We start from the raw sequence: 21,988 nt of genomic DNA, 5'->3' as shown, positions 1-21,988 counted from the left end.
GCAGCGCCGGCCGTGATTGATGTCGAGACAAAAACCAGTTGTGCGTTTGGAAAGACGAAACGATGCGTGAAAAAACCGGTCTTGGTTCGAATGGCAAGGGTCTTGGCTGCCGGCTCGGCAGGCTTGCCCATCGCTCGCTTGCGATGGTGCTCAGCGCGCTGCTGGTCCTCCAGCCGATGCTGGCCAACGCCCAGTCGGTCTCGGCCAGCACCACGGCGCCGACCGCCAACCAGCCGGGCGTCGGCACGGCGCCGAACGGCGTGCCGCTCATCGACATCGTCACGCCGAACAGCAAGGGCCTGTCGCATAACAAATACGACGATTTCAACGTCGGCACGCCGGGCCTCATCCTCAACAACTTCAAGGGCGAGGTCGGCAACTCCAATCTCGGCGGTGTCACGCCGGGCAACCCCAATCTCAACAGCTCCGGTCCGGCATCGGTCATCCTCAACGAGGTGATCAGCAGCAACCGCTCGGCATTGAACGGTGCGATCGAGGTGTTCGGCGGGAAAGCCGACGTCATCATCGCCAACCCGAACGGCATCACCTGCGACGGCTGCGGCTTCATCAACACGCCGCATGCGACGTTGACGACAGGCGCGCCTGATATCGGCGGCGACGGCAGGCTCAACGGCTTTACCGTCAAGGGCGGCGACGTCACCATCGGACCGAATGGTGGCAATTTCGCCGCCGGGCTTGGCGCGGTCGACCTCTTCGATATCGTCTCGCGCTCCGTGCACGTCAACGGCGCGGTCTACGGCAAAGACCTTCGCGTCACGGCTGGCCGTAATCAATTCGATTATGCTACCGGCGACGCCACGCCGCTTGCGGCGACATCAGGCACACCGGAATATGCGATCGACGGTTCGGCGCTCGGCGCCATGCAGGCCGACCGCATCAAGATCGTCGTCACCGAAAAGGGCGCCGGCGTGCGCATGCGCGGCGACATGGCCGCCAATGCCGGCGAGCTGTCTCTGTCTGCCGACGGCAAGATCTCGCTCGGCAACGTCTCTGGCCAGCAGGGCGTTTCGATCTCCTCGAAGGCGAAGGTGACGGCTTCCAAGGTCACGTCGAAGGCAAAGGTCGCCGTTCAAGCGGATCAGGGCATCACCCTCGATACGGTCGCCGCCGATGACGATATCCTGCTGTCGAGCGGCAGCGGGTTGTTGAGTGTCGGCGGCGAGGTCAACAGCGCCGCCAGCGTGCTGATGTCGTCTTCGGGCGGCATTGCTGCCGGCAGCGTCATGGCTGGGCAGATCCTTACCCTGTCCGCCACCTCGGGCGACATCCAGATTGCCGGTGCGGCAAAGAGCGGCGATGCACTGTCGATCACCGCGACATCAGGCTCGATCGCCGCGGCCTCGCTTGTCAGCGGCAACAATCTCACGCTTTCCGCCGGCGCCGACATCGCCGTATCGGGCGATGTCCTGGCTGAGGGCGACGTCACGGCTTCGGGTCGTTCGATCGCAGCCGCGACGATCGCCTCCGGCGTCGATCTCGCCGCCACCGCCCAATCCGCCAATGCCGCACTGGTGCTACAGCCGGCGGGCGACATAAGCCTTGCCGCCACGAATGGTTCGATCACCGTTTCCAACGCGCTGCTGAGCAGCGGCGATCTTTCGGCCAATGCCAGCCAGAATCTCGCCTATACCAAGCTGCAGAGCCTCGGCAGTGCCGATCTCTTCGCTGCCGGCCAGATCAGCTACGGCAATCCCACCAGCGCCAAGGGAAACCTGACGCTCACCACCACCACTATCGATCTCTCCAATGGCGGCGCAGGCAACATCGCTGCGGGCGGCACGCTGACGCTCAACGCCGATAGCGCCAATCTCAGCAATAACAGCATCACTCTCGGGGGGCTCACTCTCAATCTATCAGATGCTGCCGATCTCAGCGGCACCAGGATCAATGCCGTTACCAATGCCGGCGGTTCGGGCGACATCGACATCAACGCTTCCAGCCTCTCGACAACGGTCGGCACGGCGCTGCTCGCCGCCAACAACCTGACTCTGACGCTGCCGTCGCTGACCAATGCCGGGCAATTGGCTGCCGGCCACGATTTAACATTCAACATTTCCGACGATTTCACCAACAGCGCCACGGGCCTTGCCTATGCCGGTCACGACGCGGGCCTGTTCATCGGCGGGGTGCTCACGAACAATCAAGGCGCCATCCTCGCCGGCAATGATCTTGAGATTGCCGGGACGACATCGGGAGTAAGAAACACTGAAGTCACCAATATTTCCGGTCTGATCCAGGCTGGAAACGACATGTCCATCCTTACCAGCAATCTGACAAACGAGCGGGCTACTGCGCCGCAATGGACGACCGGGGTGCTGGTTTCGTCAGGCGTCGTCAGCGGCTTTACGCTCAATCCCGTCGCTGCCGGACTGCCTTTCGGCTACCTCGAGACCGCAGATCAGAACATGTACCAGCTCTATGCCGGCGTGGATCCGGGGCTGTGGCAGGATTATCAGCCTCTGCTCTGGTCGAAGGCGACGCTTGCCGACGGCACGACCTATCGTGCATGGACATGGATCTCGGCCGATGGACCCGAAAAGGTCGAGCCGATCATCGAATGGATCAGGGCCCGCGTGCCAAGGGACGCGAACGGTAATCCCGTTGTCGATCCCAACAATCCGTCGCGCTATTTCATCGTCGACGAGGTCAATTTCAGCGGCTCGGATGAAAGCACCACCTATAGCTGGGATTGGTCGTCCCACCTCAGCCAGTCGGTTTACGAAGACCGGTTGGTCGGCACGCTCAGCCCGGAAGCGACGATCCGCGCGAGCCGCAACCTTACTGTCGACGCCACGAATCTCACCAATGCCTACAGCTCGATCGAGGCCGGCGGCGACGCGACGCTGAAGGGCTCGACGCTGACCAATACCGGCGTCAGCCTTTTCCGCACGACGACGACGACCTGCCATGCCCAGGGTGCCTGCACCGCCTATAATGCCAACGGCACTGCCAATCCCTCGAAGAACATCGCCAACGGCTCGACCATCGTCAGCTCCGTCGAGGCGATCGGCGGCGTATCGGCCAACATCAAGGCCGGCGGTGCACTCTCCGTCGATTTCGGCAGCGTCAGCAACACATCGGCGGCCGGCTCGATGGCCGGCGGCGCCAGCGTCACGGCGGCAGGCAATCCCGGCGATCCGCTGTCGGCGCTCTCCGGCCTCACCGCCGGCGGTGCGCTGTTCAACGTCAATTCGGGACTCGGCGGTGCCGCCCTTGCGCCTCCCGCCAACCCGAAATCCGGCGGCTTCGGCGGCAAGATAGCCAACCAGACGTTCCTGTTCGAAACCCGCGCAGCCTACCTCGATGTCGGCACCTTCTATGGCTCCGGCTATTTCATGGACAAAATCGGCTATCAGCCGGAGACGACGGTTCCCTTCCTCGGAGATGCCTATTTCGAGAACCAACTGATCGACACGCAGTTGCGGCAGCTCGTCGGCGAAGGGCTCGGCAGAAGCACGTTCATCGCCGGCAACAGCGCCATCGAGCAGATGAAGACGCTGCTCGACAACGGTGCCACCTATGCCAAGGATCATGGCCTGGCCGTCGGCCAAGGCCTCACGCCTGAGCAGGCGGCGGCGCTGGCCGAGTCGATCGTCCTCTACCAATGGCAGACCGTCAACGGCGTCCAGGTGCTGGCTCCGGTCGTTTATGTTGCCGCCGCTGACCGACAGAAGCTTTCCGGCGGCGGCGCGGCCATGGCGGGCGGCTCGGTCAATATGAATGTCGGCAATCTCGACAATTCCGGCCTGATCGCGTCGGCTGGCGGCCTTACCGTCTCCGGCAGCTCCATCCAGGGCAGCGGCACGTTCCTGTCGCGCGGCGATACGGCGCTCAATGCCACCAACGGCATCACGCTCGCCGCCCAGACGATGACGATCGGCGGCCAGAACGTCGTCAATACCAATGCAGGCGTGACGGCAAGCGGCGCTCTGCAGCTTGCCGGCGGCAGCGGCGATCTGGCGCTGACGGGCGTCAAGGTCAATGCCACAGGCAACGCTTCGCTCACCGGTAAAAACGTAACGCTGGATGCGGCCAAGGTCGACAATAGTGGTCAACAAAATGCCACCGGCACTCAGATCGCCAGTGGTGGGGCCTTGACGATCAAGGCCACCGACAATGTCAACGTCATCGGCAGCTCCGCCAAGGCGGGCACGACGCTCGACGTGACTGCCGACAAGGGTTCGGTGGCCGTGGTGTCGACCGATGTCGCCCGCGACAATCAATCCGGCTACACCAAGACCCTCTCCACCGACCAGCAGCAATCGCAGCTATCCGCCGGCACCAATGCGACGATCAAGGCCGGCGACGACATCCTGCTCTCCGGTTCCTCCGTCAAGGCTGGCGGCAATGTCGCGCTCTCCGCAGGCGACGATATCAACATCACGGCCGCGCAGGAGCGCTCCGAGTCCTCCTTCGGTAAGAAGTCCGCCTCGTCGATCACCCATGTCGGCTCAGAGATATCGGCGGGCGGCGACCTCTCGGTGACGGCAGGCAGCGGCAGCGGCGATCACGACCTCAACATCGTCGGCAGCAAGCTCGCCGCCGACGGCAAGGTCGCTCTCAAGGCCGATGGTGACGTAACGATCGCCGAAGCCACCGACACCGCGACCCTCGACACCAAGCTCAGCATCAAGGGCGGTTTCCTCGGCAGCAGCGAGAAGACGACTACGCATCAGGAAACGACGACGGCCGTCGGTTCCGCCATCACAGGCGGTGGCGGCGTCGACATTGAATCCGGCAAGGACACGGTCATCTCGGCCTCGAAGATCGAAGCCGGCAATGAGGCCGGCGCCGCGAACCTGAACATCACCACCAAGGGCGACCTCATCATCGCCTCCGGCAAGGACACCAGCGCCAAGGATGACAAGGGCTCGCGCAGCGGCTTCCTGTCCAAAGGCTCATCCAGCTACAAGAGTTACGACGAAACGACGGTCGCTTCCGAACTCGGGGCATCCGGTAATATCAATCTGGATGCCGGCGGCGCTGCGGTGATCGCTGGCTCACAAGCGTATGCGGATGGTTCGATTTCCGTCAAGGGCGACAGCGTCTCGGTCATCGGTGCGGCCGAGCAGCATGAGCTTGAGATCACGCGCAAGAAGTCCGGCTTCGGGGTCGGCGGCGGTGGAGGCTTCATTTCGATCTACGGCAGCCAGCAGAACAGCGGCAAGCAGGCCTCCGAGCTCAACGTGGCATCGGTGCTTTCTGCCGGAACGGATGTCGCACTCAAGTCGCGCGATACCGACATCAACATCCTCGGCTCGCAGATCTATGCCGACCAGAACATCACCCTCGATGCTGCCCGCGACGTCAACATAACGCCGGGCGCCGAAAGCGCCTCGTCCGAGGAAAAGGAAAAACGCTCCGGCTTTGGCATTTCCTTCGGCTCGAGCAGCGGCGGCTTTTCCGTTGGTATCGGCCTGTCGTCGGTTTCTGACGCGACGAAGCAAGGCTCGCAGACCAACGCGATGGCCACGCTTTCCGCCGGCAACGACCTGACGATCACCGCCGGCCGCGACGCCAACCTGCAGGCCGCCAACGTCTCGGCCGAGGGCGATGTTGGGATCACTGCTGAACGCGACGTCAATCTGTTCTCGGCGCAAGATCAGACAAACTACGAACACCTGCATGAAGAGTTCTTCGCGGGTATCAGCCTGTCGGTCTCAACCTCCCTGGTGAGCGCGGCTGACAGCGTGAGCGTTGCGGCGCAGAAGCTTGCAAATATCTCTGATGGGTATTCCGCAGCTAACGCCGCCTTTGCCTCGCTCAAGGCCTATGATGCGCTCGACAAAATTGCAAAGGGTGGCAACGTCGGGTCGGCGTCGCTCACGGTAGGCTTCACTTATCAGAAGGAAAAGGAGGCGGCGCAAACCTCTGTTCCGGTCCTGACAGACATACGCGGAGGGCGGTCTGTAACGATCGAGGCAGTCTCCGGGGATCTCACGAGTCATGGAGCACAAATCGCTGCAGGTTACGATGCTGACGGCAATGTCGTCATCTCTGATAATGACAACGCGGGTGATATTACGCTGAAGGCCGGCAAGGATATCATCCTCGAAAGCGCACAGGCGACTGATAGCTCGTCGACGAGCAGCGCGTCAGGGGGCGCAAGCTTCGGCGTTTCCGCCGGCATCGGCATCAATGGTGTCAGCGGGGGACTGACGGGTGGCGCCGACGCATCGGTTGGCAAGTCCAACGCCAATGGAACCACTCAGGTCAATACTCACGTCAACGGCACTGGTGACATCATCCTTGAATCAGGAAACGATGCCCGTCTCGCGGGCGCGGTGGTTTCCGGTGACACGGTAACTGCCAATGTTGGCGGCGATCTAACCATCCTCTCCGTTCCCGACACCGGGGCAAGCTCCAACCACTCTGCCTCCGGTGGCTTCAGCTTGGGCGGAGGCCAACTCCTTTCCGGCGTGCAGATCGGCGGCGGCAGCGGCTCCGGCGAAACGAACTGGATCACCGAGCAGTCTGGCCTCGTTTCCACTGGCGCGATGGACGTCACGGTCGCCGGCAATACCCATCTGGGTGCCGGCAAGATCGTCTCCGAATCCGGCGACCTCATCCTCGATACCGGCACGCTGACCTATGACAACTTCGATGGCCGGATGAACTATGAAGGCTTCAGTGTCGACGTCGGCATCGATCTTTCCAGTGGCAAGGACGAGAACGGCAATTCCACCACCAACCACACGCTGGAGGGCTCCTACCAACTTGACGATACTCGCCAGACGGTTCGCGCCACGGTCGGCTCAGGTGACATTGTAATTCGCGATCAGGAACAGCAGGAAGCGCTCGAACATGACGGTACATCCTCGCGTCCTCTTGATGAACTCAACCGCGATCCCGACAAAGCTTACGAGATCACAAAAGATAAGCATGTGGATCTCGATTTTTATATGTCCAGCAACAGCTTGCAGGCCGTCGGGAACGGGATCAAGGAGGCGATCGAGCCAGGTGGCTTCATCGACAAGTACCTCCTGGACAAGGAACTGACTCCGGAAGAAGTTGCAAACATCAAGTCAGGCCTGGATGCGCTGGCGAATGGAGGATCTCTCGGAGGCTGCACCCAGCAACAGGGATTCAATCTGTTCGACCTGATTGTGACCCCGGCATATGCGGGCGATTTTTCCACAGATTGCACTATTCGTCAGCGGGACGGTCAACTCATTCATCTTGGCATCAAGTCTTATCAGGACTGCCAGGATGCCATCTACGCTTATCTGAATACGATGGACGCTGAAAAGCGTTCGGATATTCTCAGAAATGCCGGCTTTGCCTTCGTCGTCGACCACCCCCTCGACGTGGAAACCTGGGTGAAGGGCGACTGGCTCCTTGATGCGATCAAAAAACTCGATGGTGACGACCCGGATGGCGCGAATGCCGAGGCTTATGCCGAGGGCCAGAATGCGGCCGCACTGGTCGGCGAACAGCTAATCGGCGAGCGCTCGAAGATCTGGCAGGACACCTCGATTTCCTGGAGCGTCAGGATCGATCGGTTGGAGGCCACAGGGCTTGACATCAATGCGATCATTGCAACCGCGATGCTGGGTGGCGCTGCAGGAAAAGGACCCGTTTACAAGACCAACAGTGAGGCAAAAATTGCGGCTACTGCACTCGGATTTGTAAAGATTAACGACACAACACATGGCGGGCAGCCCGTGTTTAAAAAAGGGAACCTATATATTACACGAGACTTGGATGGCCATAACGGGGGCGCTTGGAAGATGGCAACGTCTATCAAGAATCTCGGCAGCAAAGCCACCCGACTTGGGACTTACGACACGAATCTAAACCGCATAGGTGATTGAAATGATCTCAAACGGCGTCGACGCTCAAAACTGGACGGAGAGAGGAAAAACTATTCGCGATTTAATAAAAGAGCTGCAGTCTTTCGAGGATCCAGAACTACTCGCGGAAATATCTATTGACGGAGGCAAAACCACCCGCCCCATCAGTTTCGTTGGGAAGGAAAATGGGAAATGTCTAATTGTCTATACGAAATGATCGAGCAGCCTACCCTTCTTGTCGCGACGTCGTGCGACTTCGTCCGGATGAACCCTTTTGGCAAGGTCATCGGCAGTTATTTTGATCCGGTTGCCGGTGAGAGAAACCGACGACAAAAGGAATCATTTCTATGGCTGCAAGAGAGTGCAAATTGTACCGTCGAGGCCACGACCCTGTCAGAAAAAACTGAATTACGCGTCCGGGTTTTGCTGGCTGTACAGCAGTCACTTCTAGGAAGCGTTAGCCCTAATTTACGAGCGGTAACGTGCTCTTGGAGCAGTTCAGATATTCAAGTACGCGCGATATTTGACTTGGCTGTAAGTGAAATCGACAAGGAAAACATGGGCGAGGTTGAGACAGAGATCATGTCTCATTTTCCTGACCAGGAGGTGGCTGTAAGCTGCACAAGGGTGGATGCCCCTGCAATAATTGGTGCCGATCAAAACGAGGTATTTGTCTTTAAGCGGCGCGAAGGTTAGGGGCACCACGCCCGAACAGGCGGCCGCGCTTGCGAGCCGATCGGAACTTAAAGATGAGGCCAAAACCGTTTTGCCGCGTGCGTTGTCTTACATCGCCACCGTGCTCCGTTTCCTCGGGGTCCAGAAACGTCCGTCTCATCAGCGTCGACAGCTTGGCGTTCGGAGAACAGGCCGCGAAAGACTCGATCGGGGCCGTCCGCGCTGGCGATCGGAGCGCATGCGAGCGGCTGGCGCCCCGAACGGCAGGGTCTGGTAGCCGCTCTTCATCTCGATTGCTTAGGACCAATCGTTGATGGTTCAGTTCACATCGTGACTTTTGTAATGGAGCAAAGCTTACCGAAACATGGGCGCAGCGACTTATGTGATGCGCCCACGCAGGAGAGGTCGTCTGTTTAAGGAATCGAAGCTGTGCATGAGAAGAATGAGCGATACCCTTCGGTTGCTACTGATGTCAGTCAATCTCGCGGGATATGGAGCATCAGATCGCTTCCTCGGTTTTTTTGAAAGAGACACCCGATATGAGCCGGGCATGGAAGAATCTGCGGTCGATTTCTTCATGCGATATTTCAGAAACGATCTGGAATATTTTTTGATTGCATCCTCGGTACACGCAAACTCCGACGAAGTTGGGCATTACGGCGATGCTGCGGATGACCAGCGAGACGCCAATTTAATAGAGGGCCTTGTGGGGGCTGGGCTTATCAAAGAATTTGGTTTTAAAGAACGATTTGGGTGTGATCCTAGTTCGCAGGAATATACTGAATCGGTCGAAAGGGAATGGGCGAATATTGCCCTGATGAAAGCGCATGATTTCCCTATCGAAAGTGTGAGATCTTTACTTGTCGCAAAGATGATTGCGTATGGACTGTACGGTCATTGCTTCATGATCTCACGCGATTGGAATCTGGCTTTTTATCCACACGATGATTTTGGTTTTGGCGTGATAGGCTTAACCGACAACGTAAATGTACAACTCGCGCACGATTTTTTGGCGCAGGCGGATCAATTGCCGGGCATGCATTCAATCATCAGGACGCCGCCCAGCAATTGAGCCGAGCTCTGAAAGTAAAAGAAGGCGGTCTCCAATGTGGCAGCACCAATGGTTGGTTCCTCTGCAAGGGCGAGAAGACGACCTGGACGGTGGTGAACAGGACGTTTTCTACGTTTATTGAGAGGTGTATCTCGAGATACTGCTGGCGCCCTCTCCGACCCAACCGAAAAGTATATTCAAATCCTCCGGATAAGCGCTGAGTTTCGCAGTGCCGGGGGCCGCCGATAAGCTTCCATCGGACAAGAAGCAAACTATGGATCGAGAATATGCAAGGACAATCGTGGACTACCTCTATGATGAAGGAGATAGGGATATAATATTCTTCGGGTTCATCATCGGTGTCGTTAGCTTCGACAGCGAGGATGCCCCATACGAAAAATCTGAAGCCGACAGATTTAACCACGCACTCCGGCTGGCAAATTTCCTGATTTCTGATGGAGATTTTAATCCTGGAAAATCCATCCGCCAGGAAAACGGTAACTTTAGAAAAACCTTATACGAAGGTGGATTTGAGGAGTTTCGTCAAGATTTAGAGATTTTATTTGATGGAGGTGGCATCGACAATATCGATCTCGTTGCCGGTCCTTGGTTGGTCAAAAACAACATTGGTAAGTCGGCGTCATCCGTCCCGGACCGCATTTCTCAATTATTTGGGTGACGCAACCATGGATAAGCCTTTGACCTTGCCCCGTTTAATTGAAGTAAGCTCTGGCCCGTTGTGAGGTGTGGATCGGGAAAAACACCTCAAGCTTGGGAAGCAGTCTAGTTGACCATCAAAGAATGCAACCCCGCCTCAGACGAAGGTGTTCAGAGGAACAAACCGGCCGCAACGCGGCTATATGCGATCCTTGCGCGGGGAGCGAGAACGGGTGTTATATTCCGTCGCGGCCCGAGCAAACATGTGCAGCTAATTCGTTGGGACCTGCGCAACGATATTTTTGAACATGGGCAATGGTTCAAGGGACGCATCTACGAACGACGCTGCGATCTTTCCCCGTCCGGCCGACTGCTGGTGTATTTCGCAGCGACAAATCGCGCGCCCTACGGAAGCTGGACAGCAATATCAAAGCCGCCATTCTTTACGGCGTTGGCCCTTTGGCCGAAAGGGGATGCCTGGGGCGGCGGCGGCATTTTCGAGGATGAGGAAACACTGCTTTTGAATCATTCCCCCGAGTGGGAGGCCAGCTTCAAACTCGCCGATGGATTTCGGCTAAAGCCGGGAATGCATGTCAAGCCGTGCGGGAACCGGCCAGGCCGCGGTGAGGACGAACCCATCAATGGCCTCCTGCGCGAGCGCGATGGTTGGCGAGTGGTAGAGATCGGTGAAGAGCCGTACTGCGGTTTGAATGCGCCTGCGATTTTTCGCTTTAGCCAGCCGCACGTTGAGGAAAAGGTCGGTTCTAACGGTCGGCGCCTCCAAATGATACTCCACGCGATCGGTCGCAGGCAAAAGGCGTGGTACGGCCTCGATTATCGTGTGATTGATCGCGACGGAACCCTGCTCATCGATCTGCCTGAGAGCGATTGGGCCGATTGGGACGGCGGCGACCTTGTGTTCGCCCGGGGTGGTTGCATCTACCGATTGTCGAAAAGCCAATTCCGATATTATGCCGACAAGCGCGAAGATGCCTTTCAGCGCCTGTATGATTTCAGCGACGCACGCTTTACCGCTGTAGCTCCCACGCGCGCTGCACTCCAATATTGATGGAGCAGGCGGTTCAAAAAAAGCCGAGATACTCGTTACCGGATGAAAGTTGAGTGGGTGGACAGCCGGTAAACGGTTTGTGTTTCGTGCAATGCCGAATTCCTCATGGATAGGTGAGTTGCTCGGATTATTTCATAGATTTAGCGCTCAAGCCCCGTGAGGTGCGTATGGAAGTTGAGAAACAGCTGATCAAGCTCATAGGTGATTTCACCGGACGCCTGCCCGAGGAATATATCGGCGAATACATATCCCTTGCGAAGCACAATGAGTGCGCAGTCGCATTGGAAAATCTATGCACGCAATTGTACGAGCATGACGTGGTGCCGGCTCCAGGGGAACTGATCACCATTCGGGAGCTAGCCGAGGAAATGAACCTGGAGGAGGATACATGGCACTTCCTCAGGCATTCGAATTCGTGAGCTCAGTGCAAGGGCGACAACAGTGAACAAACTTCCAAACTGGCTTGTCCTCAATATCTGGCGAAATCTACTGGGAGAGATTTACCCAGCGATTAGGGCCATCGCCGTCGAATTCGATGAAAAGGCTCTTCTCATAAGATATTACCTTGAGCGTGAGCCGACCGAGTTTGATATCGAAAGCGCGGAAGTATTATCCACAAACGTTTTCGCCTCTGCCGGACCGGAACTGATCGAACGTATCGATACGGAATGTTCCTACGCAACGCGGCTTTTCAAAGATTTGGACGCATTGTCTGGGTTTGTATATTGCCGTCGAGAATACGACATGCCCGAGTGAGGATGGCTGTGTCTCCTGTTCCAGGTGGTGCAGTCGGCATGAGGCGCTTGAATGCGTCACAGCGTTCCTCAACTCAAATCATGCAGATCCGTCGTAATCGCCGGCCCGATCGAAAATTCCGAAAACCGCACCGTCAATCCACTCCGCTCCGGCGTACAGGCGGTGGGCCCGACCTGGTATCTGTCGGCGATTGGGAAGGGCGCTAGCCGCAAGAGCGGCCAGAAGCTCCCGTCGTGCGAAGCCTGGATGCGCAGGGCGCCGGCCGCCAGGGTGACGCGGATGTGGAAGTCCTCGAGTTCCTTGAAGGGTTGCGACACCGACCAGTCGGACCTGCCGTCGGTTACGACGGTGCTGAGGAAGGCTTCGCCGTCGGTGAATTCGACGCCGGTCTTGACCCAGCGGTTCTCGTCGAGGCGCACCATCAGGCCGGCCTGGTCGTAGAGGGTGCGGAATTCGCCTTGTATGCGGATCTGGGCGGTAAAGCTCTCGGCCGTAGGGAAGGCGAGGAAGTGGCCGCTGTCGCGGGTGAAGCCGTAATAGGTCTCCCGCCAGAAATCGGTCTTCTCGCCTGTTGTCAGCGTCAGGCCGGTTGCGTCGGCCTGCCAGCTTTCCGGTTCGTTCAGCCATTTTCCGTCGTTGAAATCGATGCTCATTCCATCCTCGCTTTATTGAAGCCGTGGCGCTGCCGATTCTTCACGCCCGCATCATGCGCGAGCTTCGCGCAGGCGGCCAGCCGCACATGCGGTTCGGCGCTGTTTGCCGCTGCGACGCTCGTCTCACGACATAATCCACGGCTTCCGCTTGACACGATCATTTCATCTCTTATTCTGTTACAAAAACATGAATTACATAATTGTGGAACTTAACTGGGAGCTCTCATATGAAACCGCTTGTCGCATTCCTGCTCGGCACTGCGCTCGTCGCCCTGCCTTCGACCCTGCTTGCTGAGGAGAAGGGCGGCGTCATCAATGTCGCGACGATCGGCGAGCCGCCGACGCTCGATCCGATGTCGTCGACGGCCGATCTCGTCGGCATCGTTACGCAGCATATTTTCGAAACGCTCTATACGTTCGACAAGAGCTGGAACGTCACGCCGCTGCTGGCGGAAAGTCTGCCCGAGATCAGCGCCGACGGCAAAACCTATACGATCAAGCTCAGGACCGGCATCAAGTTCCACGACAATAGCGACATGACCTCGGACGATGTCGTCGCCTCGCTGAACCGCTGGATGAAGATTGCTTCGCGCGGCAAACAGGTGGCCGGCTTCATCGACAAGATCACCGCGACCGATCCTGCGACCGTGACGATTACGCTGAAGCAGCCCTATGCGCCACTGACCTCGCTGCTCGCCTTCAACAACTCGGCGGCGATCATCATCCCTGCCGAAAAGCAGGATGAGCCGATGAAGGAGTTCATCGGCACCGGCCCCTATATGCTGAAGGAGCGCAAGGCCGACCAGTATATCCAGCTCGTCCGCTTCGACGGCTACAAGTCCCGCGAAGGCGACAGCAATGGTTATGGCGGCGCCCGCCATCAATATCTCGATGAAATCCGCTTCGTGCCGGTGCCGGACCCGAACACCCGCGTCGAGGCCGCCATCTCCGGCCAGTATGATTATGTCGATTCGATCCCGGTCGAATCCTACGACAAGCTGAAGGCCTCTACCGCCTCGCAGCCGGTCATGTTGAAGCCCTTCGGCTACCCGGTCTTCGTCTTCAACACGAAGGAGGGTGTTGCCGGGAATGTCGAGGTTCGCAAGGCGATCCGCCAGGCGCTCAGCATGGAAGACATGCTGGCCGCGGCTTTCGGCAGCAAGGACTTTTATGCGCTCGACGGCGCCATCTATCCGAAGACCTTTTCCTGGTCGACGGATGCCGGCGTCGAAGGCGCCTATAACGTCGCCGATCCGGAAGGGGCTGCCGCTGCCGCCAAGAAGGCCGGCTACAATGGCGAGCCGATCCGCATCCTGACCAGCCGCCAGTACGAATTTCACTACAAGATGGCGCAGGTCGCCGCCGAATATCTGAAGCTTGCCGGCTTCACCGTCGATATGCAGGTGGTGGACTGGGCGACGCTGACGCAGCGCCGCACCGATCCGAAGCTCTGGGATATCTACATCACCCACAGCCCCTTCCTGCCGGAGCCGGCGCTGATCGGCTCGCTCTCGACCAGTTCGCCCGGCTGGTGGGATACGCCGGCCCGCAAGGCCGCCGTCGATGCCTTCACCTCCGAGGTCGACCCGACGAAACGCGTGGCGCTCTGGGCCGATGTCCAGAAGGCTATCTATACAGACGCGCCCTTCATGAAGATCGGCGATTTCAACGCCGTCGCGGCAAAGTCGGTCAAGCTTGAAGGTGTCGATCCGGCCCCGTGGCCGTATTTCTGGAACGCTTCGATCAAGAAGTAAGCATCGCCGCCGGTGCCGGCCCTGCGGGGCTCGGCGCCGGTTTTTTCTGCTGCATCTGCAAGGGCTTGAAGGCCAGCATTCATGATCCGCTACATCCTCCAGCGCTTCTTTGGCATGATCGTCGTGATGTTTCTCGTCGTCACGATCGTCTTCGTCATCGTGCGCGTGACGCCGGGCGACCCGGCCGCCGTCATGCTCGGGCCGGATGCGACGCCGCAGGATGTTGCCGATCTCCGCGCCCGGCTCGGCCTCGATCAATCCCTCAGTCTGCAATATCTCTATTATATCGGCCAGCTGCTGAAGGGTGATCTCGGCCAGTCGATCTTCCTCAACATGCCCGTCACCTCCGCTCTGCTCGACCGCGCCGAGCCGACCTTCTTCCTGACGCTGTTTTCGCTCGCCATCGCCAGCATCATCGCCTTGCCGATCGGCATCTACGCCGCCTATCGGCGCGGCTCCTTCGTCGACCAGGCGGCAACGACGCTGGCGATGTTTGCCGCCAGCATCCCGAGCTTCTGGCTCGGCCTCATCCTGATGCAGTTCTTCGCCGTCCGGCTCAACCTCTTCCCGGTCTCGGGCTATGGCGGCCCCGGCTCGACCTTCGCGGACCGAATGTATCACCTGACACTGCCGGCCTTTGCGCTCGGCATCGTCTCCTCGGCGCTGATCCTGCGCTTCACTCGCGCCTCGATGCTCGATGTGCTAGGCGACGACTATATCCGCACGGCGCGCGCCAAGGGGCTGGTCGAGCGCAAGGTCATCCTCAAGCACGCGCTGAAGAATGCGCTGATCCCGATCCTGACGGTGCTCGGCCTGACGGCGGCGGTGCTGATCTCAGGCGCCGTCGTCACCGAAACCGTTTTCGGCCTGCCGGGTGTCGGCAATCTCGTCGTCTCGGCGGTGCTGCGGCGCGATTACCCCGTCATCCAGGGGGCGCTGCTCGTCATCGCCGCCCTCTATGTGCTGATCAATTTTGCGATCGACATGCTCTATCTGTTGGTCGATCCGAGGGTGCGCTACTGATGGCCGATATCGCAATCAAATCAGCCGAGAGCGACGGCAGCAAATTCGTCCGCCGTCTGCTCAAGCGCAAGACGGTGGCCTTCGGCCTGTTGATCCTGGCGATCTTCGTGCTGCTGGCGGTCTTCGCGCCTGTCGTCTCGCCCTATTCGCCCTCCAAGCTTTCCATCGTCAACCGGCTGAAGCCGCCGAGCGGCACCTTCTTCTTCGGCACGGACGAGTTCGGCCGCGACGTCTTCTCGCGGACGATCTTTGCCGGCCGCCTGTCGCTGCTCGTCGGCGTTGCGGTCGTCAGCCTGTCGGCGGTGATCGGCGTGACGCTCGGCCTGCTTGCCGGCTTTTTCCAGAAGCTCGATACGCCGATCGCCCGGCTGATCGATGCGATGATGGCATTCCCGGATATTCTGCTGGCGATCGCCCTCGTCGCCGCGCTCGGCCCGTCCTTGACCACTGTGATCATCGCCCTGTCGATCGTCTATGCGCCGCGTCTGGCCCGCATCGTCCGCGCCTCGACCCTCGTCATCCGCGAGCTGCCTTATGTCGAGGCGGCGAGGGCGCTCGGCATTTCCACTTTCCACATCATGACCCGGCACGTGCTGCGCAACCTGCTGTCGCCGATCCTGGTGCAGGCGACGTTCCTCTTCGCCAGCGCGATGCTTGCCGAAGCCGGTCTGTCTTTCCTCGGCCTCGGTGTCAGCCCGGAAATTCCGACCTGGGGAACGATGATTGCAGCCGGCCGCCAATATATCGGCCAGGCCGACTGGATGACGCTGTTTCCCGGTGTCGCCATCATCCTCTCGGTGCTGTCGCTGCAGATGGTCGGCGACGGCCTCAGGGACATGCTCGATCCAAGACTTCGCAAGGACCTTTAATCCGCTGGCCAGACGTCGGCCAATCGAAATTCGCCTAATCCAATTCGCATGACAGGAGTTTGCGTGAATCAGTTTCCCAACGCCGCCGGCAAGGTTGAGAATTCGCCTTACCAACGGTTAGCCGCCCTCGGCATCAAGCTGCCGCCGCCGCCGCCGCCGATCGCCAATTTCGTGACGCATGTGGTGGAGGGCAATATGCTCTACCTCTCCGGCCAGGGGCCGCGCGAGGCAGACGGCTTCCTGCACGCCGGCAAAGTCGGCGCTAATGTCGGTGTCGATGAGGCTTACCGGCATGCACGGCTGACCGGCATCAATCTGCTCGCCGTCATGCATGATGCGCTCGGCGATCTCTCCCGCGTCAAGCGGGTGGTCAAGCTTCTCGGCATGGTCAATGCCGTGCCTGAGTTCGAGGATCATCCGAGTGTCATCAACGGCTGCTCGGATCTGCTGATTGCCGTCTTCGGCGCGGCCGGCGAACATGCCCGCTCGGCCGTCGGCTTCGGCTCGCTGCCCGGCAACATCACCGTTGAAATCGAGGCGATCGTCGCCTTGAATGGCTGACGAGAGCTTTCATATTCGGAGCAGCGTCCACCATGGCCCGTTGCTCGACTGAGACTTCTGGAGACCTTCATGCCCAATGACATCAGACCTTCGCTCGGCCTTCGCCCCGTCATCAACGTATCCGGCACGATGACCAGCCTCGGCGCGTCGATCGTCGTGCCGGAGGCGATCGAAGCGATGGCATCGATCCTGCCGCATTTCGTCGAGATCAACGACCTGCAGCGCAAGGCAAGCGCCGTCATCGCCCGGCTGACCGGCGGCGAGGCCGGCTTCATCACCGCCTCCTGCTCGGCCGGAATTTCGCTGGCCGTCGCCGGCGCCATCACCGGCGACAATCTGCTGGCGATCGAGAAACTGCCGGATGTCGTGCCCGAGAAAAACGAAGTGCTGGTGCAGATGGGCCATGTCGTCAGTTATGGCGCCCCCGTCGACCAGGCGATCCGGCTGGCCGGCGGCAAGGTCGTGCTGGTGGGCCAGGCAACATCGACCCATCGTTTCCACATGGAAAAGGCGATCACCGAAAAGACCGCCGCTGCTGTCTATGTCGTCTCCCACCATGTCGTCGATTACGGCCTGCTGAACCTCAAGGAATTCGTCGAGATCGCCCATGCCAGGGGCGTGCCGGTGATTGTCGATGCGGCCTCGGAATATGACCTGAAGATCTTCCTGGAGCAGGGGGCCGATATCGCCCTTTACTCCGGCCACAAGTTCCTCGGCGGCCCGACCTCGGGCATCGTTGCCGGCCGGAAGGAGCTGGTGCGTCATGCCTTTCTGCAGAACATGGGCATCGGCCGCGGCATGAAGGTCGGCAAGGAGAGCATCTTCGGCGTCATGGCGGCCCTCGAAGCCTGGGAAAAGCGCGATCATGCCGGCATCCGCGAGCGCGAGACCGGCTCGCTCACCCTGTGGAAGCGCACACTCGACGGCCGTCCCGGCGTCACCGCGCTGATCGAGCCCGATCCGACCAACAATCCGCTCGACCGGCTGCGTCTTATCGTCGATGCCGAGCAGGCCCATATCACCGCCTGGGATCTGGCCGATGCGCTGGCGAGGGGCAACCCGCCGATCATCGTACGCGACCATGAGGTGGAGCACCGCTATTTCTATCTCGACCCGTGCAACCTGCATCCGGGCCAGGATGTCATCGTTGCAAACCGCCTGGCTGAGGAACTCGACAAGGCGCGCGCCTCCAACGAGATCATCGCAACCCCGATCGAAAACCGCAGCCGGCACCGCTTCGACGGCGTGCTGCGCTGGCCGGATTGAGCCGCAAAGGAACCGACTGACATGGGCAGCGTCCAAGCACAATCGATCGCTTCAGCCAGCACCGTTCTTTCCGTCGAGGGGCTGACGACGTCCTTTCTGGTCGACGGCGCCTGGAAACCGGTGGTGCGCGATGTCTCCTTCACCGTCGCACCCGGTGAAACCGTGGCGATCGTCGGTGAATCCGGCTCGGGCAAGAGCGTCACCTCGCTCTCGATCATGCGGCTGCTGCAGCCGGACATGAGCCGCATCGAAGGCCGCGTCATGCTCGGTGGGCGCGACTTGCTGGCCTTGCCGGAACAGGCCATGCGGCAGGTGCGCGGCAACGAGGTGGCGATGATCTTCCAGGAGCCGATGACCTCGCTCAATCCGCTCTTCACCATTGGCGATCAGATTTCCGAAGCGCTGCTCTGCCATTCCGATATGAGCCGGACCGATGCCAGGGCCGAGACGATCAGGCTGCTGGAAAAAGTCCGCATCCCCTCTGCCGCCTCGCGCTTCGACGAATATCCGCATCGTTTCTCCGGCGGCATGCGCCAGCGGGTGATGATCGCCATGGCGCTCGCCAGCCGGCCGAAACTCTTGATCGCCGACGAGCCGACGACGGCCCTCGACGTGACGATCCAGGGCCAGATCCTCGATCTCATCAAGATGCTGCAGGAAGAGGAGGGGACCTCCGTCCTCTTCATTACCCATGACATGGGTGTCGTCGCCGAGATCGCCGATCGGACGGTGGTGATGTATCGCGGGGAACAGGTGGAAAGCGGTGCCACCGCCGATATTTTCCACCGCGGCAAACACCCTTATACCAGGGCGCTGCTGTCGGCCGTGCCGGTGCTCGGCTCGATGCAGGGCCGCCGGCGGCCGCTGCGTTTTCCCGTGGTCAATACGGCGACAGGCGAATCGGACATACCGGCTGAGGCCGCCGATACCGTCGCCGCGACGCCGGTCTTGCAGGTGAAGAACCTCACCAAGCGTTTCGATATCCATTCCGGCCTGTTCGGCCGGCTGACCAGCCGCGTGCATGCGGTCGAAAACGTCTCCTTCGATCTTCATGCCGGCGAGACGCTGTCGCTCGTCGGTGAGTCCGGCTGCGGTAAATCGACGACGGGCCGCGCCATCATGCGTCTCATCGAGCCGCAGGCGGGTTCCGTTCTCGTCGAGGGCAGGGAGGTGCTCGGCCTCGACAGGAAGGATCTGCGCGAGATGCGCAAATCCGTGCAGATGATCTTCCAGGATCCGTTCGCCAGCCTCAATCCGCGCATGACGGTGGGTGCAGCGATCGCAGAGCCCTATCTCGAGCACCGGATGGGCAGCGCAAGAGAGGCGAGGGAGGTCGTCGCCGATCTGCTGGTCAAGGTCGGGCTCTCCCCGGACATGGCGGCGCGTTATCCGCATGAATTTTCCGGCGGCCAGCGCCAGCGCATCTGCATCGCCCGGGCGCTTGCCCTGCAGCCGAAGGTCATCGTCGCCGATGAAAGCGTGTCGGCGCTCGACGTGTCGATCAAGGCGCAGGTCATCAACCTGATGCTCGACCTGCAGCAGAGCCTCAACCTCGCCTTCCTGTTCATCTCGCACGACATGGCGGTGGTCGAGCGCGTCAGCCACCGGGTGGCGGTGATGTATCTCGGCGAGATCGTCGAGATCGGCCCGCGCGCCGCCGTCTTCGAAAATCCGCAGCATGCCTATACCAAGAAGCTCATCGCCGCCGTGCCCGTGCCGGATCCCGATCGGCGCCACGAAAAACGCATGGTGGCGAATGACGAAATCAAGAGCCCGATGCGTGCCGTGGACTACCAGCCTCCGGCCACCTTGTATCGTGAAGTCGGGCCGGGCCATCTGGTGATGGCCGACCGGTAACGAAAGGCGTTGGGAGTTGCTTAACCGGCCGGCGGCGCATAAAGCAGATGCAGAGACATCTGCCCGGAAAGCCGCATCAATGGACAAGACAGAGTATTTTTCGAAGCTCGGCGGTTTGCCGCCGCAGACCCAGTTGCTTTCCGGCAGGGCCGTTTTCACCACGGCTTACGCGGTCATCCCCCGCGGCGTCATGAGCGATATCGTCACCAGCCTCCTGCCGCATTGGACGGGAACGCGGGCATGGGTTCTCTCCCGTCCGCTTTCCGGCTTCTCCGAGACCTTCTCGCAATATGTGATGGAGGTTCAGCCGGGTGGCGGAAGCGACCGGCCGGAGCCGGACAAGCGGGCCGAAGCGGTGCTCTTCGTCGTCGAAGGCGGCATGACGGTGGAACTCGAAGGTGTCAGCCATACGCTGCGCGCCGGCTCCTTCGTCTATATCCCCGCCGGTTCGGCCTGGCGTCTGAAGAATGACGGCTCGGCTGCTGTAATCTTCCACTGGGTCCGCAAGGCCTTTCAGGAGGTCGACGGGCTGGAGCCGCCGCCGGCGATCGTCACCCATGAGGACGACCATCCGATCCGGGCCATGCCCGACACCGACGGCCGCTGGGGCACGACCCGCTTCATCGATCCGGCCGATGTGCGCTACGACATGCACGTCAATATCGTCACGCTGGAGCCGGGCGCGGTGATCCCCTTCATGGAAACCCATGTCATGGAGCACGGGCTCTATGTGCTCGAGGGCAAGGCGGTCTATCGCCTCAACCAGGACTGGGTCGAGGTCGAGGCCGGCGATTTCATGTGGCTGCGCGCCTTCTGCCCGCAGGCCTGCTACGCCGGCGGCCCCGGCCGGTTCCGCTACCTGCTCTACAAGGACGTCAACCGGCACGTGAAGCTCTGGTAGCGTCGGTCGCCGGAACTTAGTTCCGCAAGCAACGACGATAAAGCCTTGTGTTCGGGGCCAAGCGGACGCCGGTTCAAATACGAAGTTACAGGGATTATCGTTTCATGCCGCCGACGCGACACATCTGATAAGTTAGTGTAAAGGGCGTCTGAAACTCTGTCGCGATTCCATGTCGAGCTCAGACGTGGCAAGGTTATGCCGATCCGCCCAACTCGCCATCCTCGTCCAGCACATGCCCGGACAGGAAGCTGTTCTTTACCATCCACTCCCTGATGATGTATCTCATCACGTCTTCCCGTGTTTGCCCGAGTTCGCCGGCGAGGTCCCGCAAGACTTCATCAACATCGTCTTCCATAGAAACAGTCGTCGCATTGCGCAGCCGGAGTGCCGCTCGCCGAAGCATAATCTGCAGATCAGAACGCGGGATGTCCGCGATCCGGTCCGCTGCATCCTGGAGAAGCGTGGCGGCGTCGGACGATGTCATCATTGTGCGCTTCCCTACGTTCCTCACCAACCGCATGCGCTAAAGGTGCCGCCTGTCTCTTTGGAGAGCGGAATCTGTCGGAAATCGCGCGCTTGATAAAGCGACTGTCGAAAGATGACCGAGACTGGATGAGGTTTGCGAGAAGTAACTTAACGAGTCTGCTCAGGCGCCGGTAGGCGACTGACCACAACGACTGGTCCGATTCCTTGTATCAGTTTGCGATTCTTTTCGAACTCCGCGGAGGATTTCGAGGACAGTGGTGCTTTTCCAAAGTGCCGGCTGAGTTCGATAGTAAGGGCGGCGGGCGAGGTCATTCCATCATTGTAAAGCTTGAACAGCAATTTGACGGCGATGTTGTAACATTTGGGATCTTCGAGGCTACTTGTGCAATCGTATCCTGCGTTGTCGAGTACGCCCTGCAATATAGCCATGTCAGAGGTCCGAACAGACATGTGGAGATTGGAAGACATGCTGCCCTCCTTAATTTTGGGGCGAAGGGAACCGTCAGCCTCCACGCAGTAGCGCCCGGGTAAAAAGCTACTGAAGATCTATCCTGCGCCTAATCAATGCGGCTGGCAAATTAAATATTTGGGATGAA

General features: G+C 59.7%; 18 protein-coding genes. 14 read left to right on the top strand and 4 right to left on the bottom strand.

What is annotated here, in order from left to right; all coding sequences use genetic code 11:
* Positions 1–62: 62 nt before the first annotated feature.
* The 7 genes from K6N12_RS00450 to K6N12_RS00420 all read left to right on the top strand — a co-directional run bounded on the left by K6N12_RS00450 (position 63) and on the right by K6N12_RS00420 (position 12,022).
* Positions 63–7,835, top strand: coding sequence for a hemagglutinin repeat-containing protein (locus tag K6N12_RS00450; RefSeq protein WP_222148552.1), 7,773 nt, complete (start codon positions 63–65; stop codon positions 7,833–7,835).
* A 171-nt stretch (positions 7,836–8,006) separates the two neighbouring features.
* Positions 8,007–8,510, top strand: a complete 504-nt coding sequence (locus tag K6N12_RS00445) for a MafI2 family immunity protein (protein ID WP_183778128.1) — start codon at positions 8,007–8,009, stop codon at positions 8,508–8,510.
* Between the two features lie 421 nt (positions 8,511–8,931).
* The gene (locus K6N12_RS00440; RefSeq protein WP_097628996.1) at positions 8,932–9,561 is read left to right on the top strand and encodes a hypothetical protein; all 630 of its coding nucleotides are present in this window, start codon (positions 8,932–8,934) and stop codon (positions 9,559–9,561) included.
* A 280-nt stretch (positions 9,562–9,841) separates the two neighbouring features.
* Positions 9,842–10,219: a hypothetical protein gene (locus tag K6N12_RS00435; RefSeq protein ID WP_222148551.1), complete on the top strand. Its 378-nt coding sequence runs from the start codon at positions 9,842–9,844 to the stop codon at positions 10,217–10,219.
* A gap of 108 nt (positions 10,220–10,327) precedes the next feature.
* Positions 10,328–11,266, top strand: coding sequence for a hypothetical protein (locus K6N12_RS00430; RefSeq protein ID WP_246645352.1), 939 nt, complete (start codon positions 10,328–10,330; stop codon positions 11,264–11,266).
* A 167-nt stretch (positions 11,267–11,433) separates the two neighbouring features.
* Complete coding sequence (locus K6N12_RS00425) at positions 11,434–11,685, top strand: MafI family immunity protein (RefSeq protein ID WP_097628998.1); 252 nt, start codon at positions 11,434–11,436, stop codon at positions 11,683–11,685.
* Positions 11,686–11,707: 22 nt separating this feature from the next.
* Positions 11,708–12,022, top strand: a complete 315-nt coding sequence (locus K6N12_RS00420; RefSeq protein ID WP_097588476.1) for a MafI2 family immunity protein — start codon at positions 11,708–11,710, stop codon at positions 12,020–12,022.
* Positions 12,023–12,090: 68 nt separating this feature from the next.
* On the opposite strand, the gene K6N12_RS00415 is transcribed toward K6N12_RS00420, so the two are convergent.
* Positions 12,091–12,675, bottom strand: a complete 585-nt coding sequence (locus tag K6N12_RS00415) for a DUF1349 domain-containing protein (RefSeq protein WP_097629000.1) — start codon at positions 12,673–12,675, stop codon at positions 12,091–12,093.
* On the bottom strand, positions 12,672–12,836 hold the full coding sequence (locus tag K6N12_RS00410) for a hypothetical protein (RefSeq protein WP_165503882.1): 165 nt from the start codon (positions 12,834–12,836) through the stop codon (positions 12,672–12,674). The genes K6N12_RS00415 and K6N12_RS00410 overlap by 4 nt, the downstream gene beginning before the upstream one ends.
* Positions 12,837–12,902: 66 nt before the next feature.
* Between K6N12_RS00410 and K6N12_RS00405 the strand changes: the two genes are divergently transcribed.
* The 7 genes from K6N12_RS00405 to K6N12_RS00375 all read left to right on the top strand — a co-directional run bounded on the left by K6N12_RS00405 (position 12,903) and on the right by K6N12_RS00375 (position 20,906).
* Entirely contained in the window at positions 12,903–14,429 is a 1,527-nt protein-coding gene (locus tag K6N12_RS00405) for an ABC transporter substrate-binding protein (protein ID WP_097629001.1), read from the top strand.
* Between the two features lie 81 nt (positions 14,430–14,510).
* On the top strand, positions 14,511–15,452 hold the full coding sequence (locus tag K6N12_RS00400) for an ABC transporter permease (protein WP_165503881.1): 942 nt from the start codon (positions 14,511–14,513) through the stop codon (positions 15,450–15,452).
* Positions 15,452–16,321, top strand: coding sequence for an ABC transporter permease (locus K6N12_RS00395; protein WP_097629002.1), 870 nt, complete (start codon positions 15,452–15,454; stop codon positions 16,319–16,321). The genes K6N12_RS00400 and K6N12_RS00395 overlap by 1 nt, the downstream gene beginning before the upstream one ends.
* Positions 16,322–16,369: 48 nt before the next feature.
* Positions 16,370–16,882 carry a RidA family protein gene (locus K6N12_RS00390; RefSeq protein ID WP_041672209.1) on the top strand — a complete coding sequence of 171 codons (513 nt, stop codon included), beginning with the start codon at positions 16,370–16,372 and terminating at the stop codon, positions 16,880–16,882.
* Between the two features lie 69 nt (positions 16,883–16,951).
* The gene (locus K6N12_RS00385; RefSeq protein WP_097629003.1) at positions 16,952–18,148 is read left to right on the top strand and encodes an aminotransferase class V-fold PLP-dependent enzyme; all 1,197 of its coding nucleotides are present in this window, start codon (positions 16,952–16,954) and stop codon (positions 18,146–18,148) included.
* A gap of 21 nt (positions 18,149–18,169) precedes the next feature.
* Positions 18,170–20,005, top strand: coding sequence for an ABC transporter ATP-binding protein (locus tag K6N12_RS00380; RefSeq protein ID WP_183778140.1), 1,836 nt, complete (start codon positions 18,170–18,172; stop codon positions 20,003–20,005).
* A gap of 79 nt (positions 20,006–20,084) precedes the next feature.
* A complete protein-coding gene (locus K6N12_RS00375) occupies positions 20,085–20,906 on the top strand; it encodes a bifunctional allantoicase/(S)-ureidoglycine aminohydrolase (protein WP_097629005.1) in 822 nt (273 codons plus the stop codon).
* A gap of 193 nt (positions 20,907–21,099) precedes the next feature.
* Here K6N12_RS00375 and K6N12_RS00370 read toward each other — a convergent pair whose 3' ends face one another.
* A complete protein-coding gene (locus K6N12_RS00370) occupies positions 21,100–21,390 on the bottom strand; it encodes a ribbon-helix-helix protein, CopG family (protein WP_097629070.1) in 291 nt (96 codons plus the stop codon).
* 149 nt (positions 21,391–21,539) lie between these two features.
* Complete coding sequence (locus K6N12_RS00365; RefSeq protein WP_097629006.1) at positions 21,540–21,860, bottom strand: hypothetical protein; 321 nt, start codon at positions 21,858–21,860, stop codon at positions 21,540–21,542.
* Positions 21,861–21,988 lie beyond the last annotated feature (128 nt).

This window comes from Rhizobium redzepovicii, from assembly GCF_019793435.1.
Classification (GTDB): domain Bacteria; phylum Pseudomonadota; class Alphaproteobacteria; order Rhizobiales; family Rhizobiaceae; genus Rhizobium; species Rhizobium redzepovicii.
The sequence above is the reverse complement of the archived record's forward strand: the minus strand, read 5'-3'. Positions and strand labels throughout refer to the sequence as shown.

Excerpts from the sequence above, each read along its gene's own strand:
- K6N12_RS00380 (WP_183778140.1), top strand. The coding sequence starts at position 18,170 with ATGGGCAGCGTCCAAGCACAATCGATCGCTTCAGCCAGCACCGTTCTT.
- K6N12_RS00445 (WP_183778128.1), top strand. The coding sequence starts at position 8,007 with ATGTCTAATTGTCTATACGAAATGATCGAGCAGCCTACCCTTCTTGTC.
- K6N12_RS00390 (WP_041672209.1), top strand. The coding sequence starts at position 16,370 with ATGACAGGAGTTTGCGTGAATCAGTTTCCCAACGCCGCCGGCAAGGTT.
- K6N12_RS00415 (WP_097629000.1), bottom strand. The coding sequence starts at position 12,675 with ATGAGCATCGATTTCAACGACGGAAAATGGCTGAACGAACCGGAAAGC.
- K6N12_RS00370 (WP_097629070.1), bottom strand. The coding sequence starts at position 21,390 with ATGACATCGTCCGACGCCGCCACGCTTCTCCAGGATGCAGCGGACCGG.
- K6N12_RS00385 (WP_097629003.1), top strand. The coding sequence starts at position 16,952 with ATGCCCAATGACATCAGACCTTCGCTCGGCCTTCGCCCCGTCATCAAC.
- K6N12_RS00375 (WP_097629005.1), top strand. The coding sequence starts at position 20,085 with ATGGACAAGACAGAGTATTTTTCGAAGCTCGGCGGTTTGCCGCCGCAG.
- K6N12_RS00365 (WP_097629006.1), bottom strand. The coding sequence starts at position 21,860 with ATGTCTTCCAATCTCCACATGTCTGTTCGGACCTCTGACATGGCTATA.
- K6N12_RS00400 (WP_165503881.1), top strand. The coding sequence starts at position 14,511 with ATGATCCGCTACATCCTCCAGCGCTTCTTTGGCATGATCGTCGTGATG.
- K6N12_RS00440 (WP_097628996.1), top strand. The coding sequence starts at position 8,932 with ATGAGCGATACCCTTCGGTTGCTACTGATGTCAGTCAATCTCGCGGGA.
- K6N12_RS00410 (WP_165503882.1), bottom strand. The coding sequence starts at position 12,836 with ATGATCGTGTCAAGCGGAAGCCGTGGATTATGTCGTGAGACGAGCGTC.
- K6N12_RS00395 (WP_097629002.1), top strand. The coding sequence starts at position 15,452 with ATGGCCGATATCGCAATCAAATCAGCCGAGAGCGACGGCAGCAAATTC.
- K6N12_RS00450 (WP_222148552.1), top strand. The coding sequence starts at position 63 with ATGCGTGAAAAAACCGGTCTTGGTTCGAATGGCAAGGGTCTTGGCTGC.
- K6N12_RS00405 (WP_097629001.1), top strand. The coding sequence starts at position 12,903 with ATGAAACCGCTTGTCGCATTCCTGCTCGGCACTGCGCTCGTCGCCCTG.
- K6N12_RS00425 (WP_097628998.1), top strand. The coding sequence starts at position 11,434 with ATGGAAGTTGAGAAACAGCTGATCAAGCTCATAGGTGATTTCACCGGA.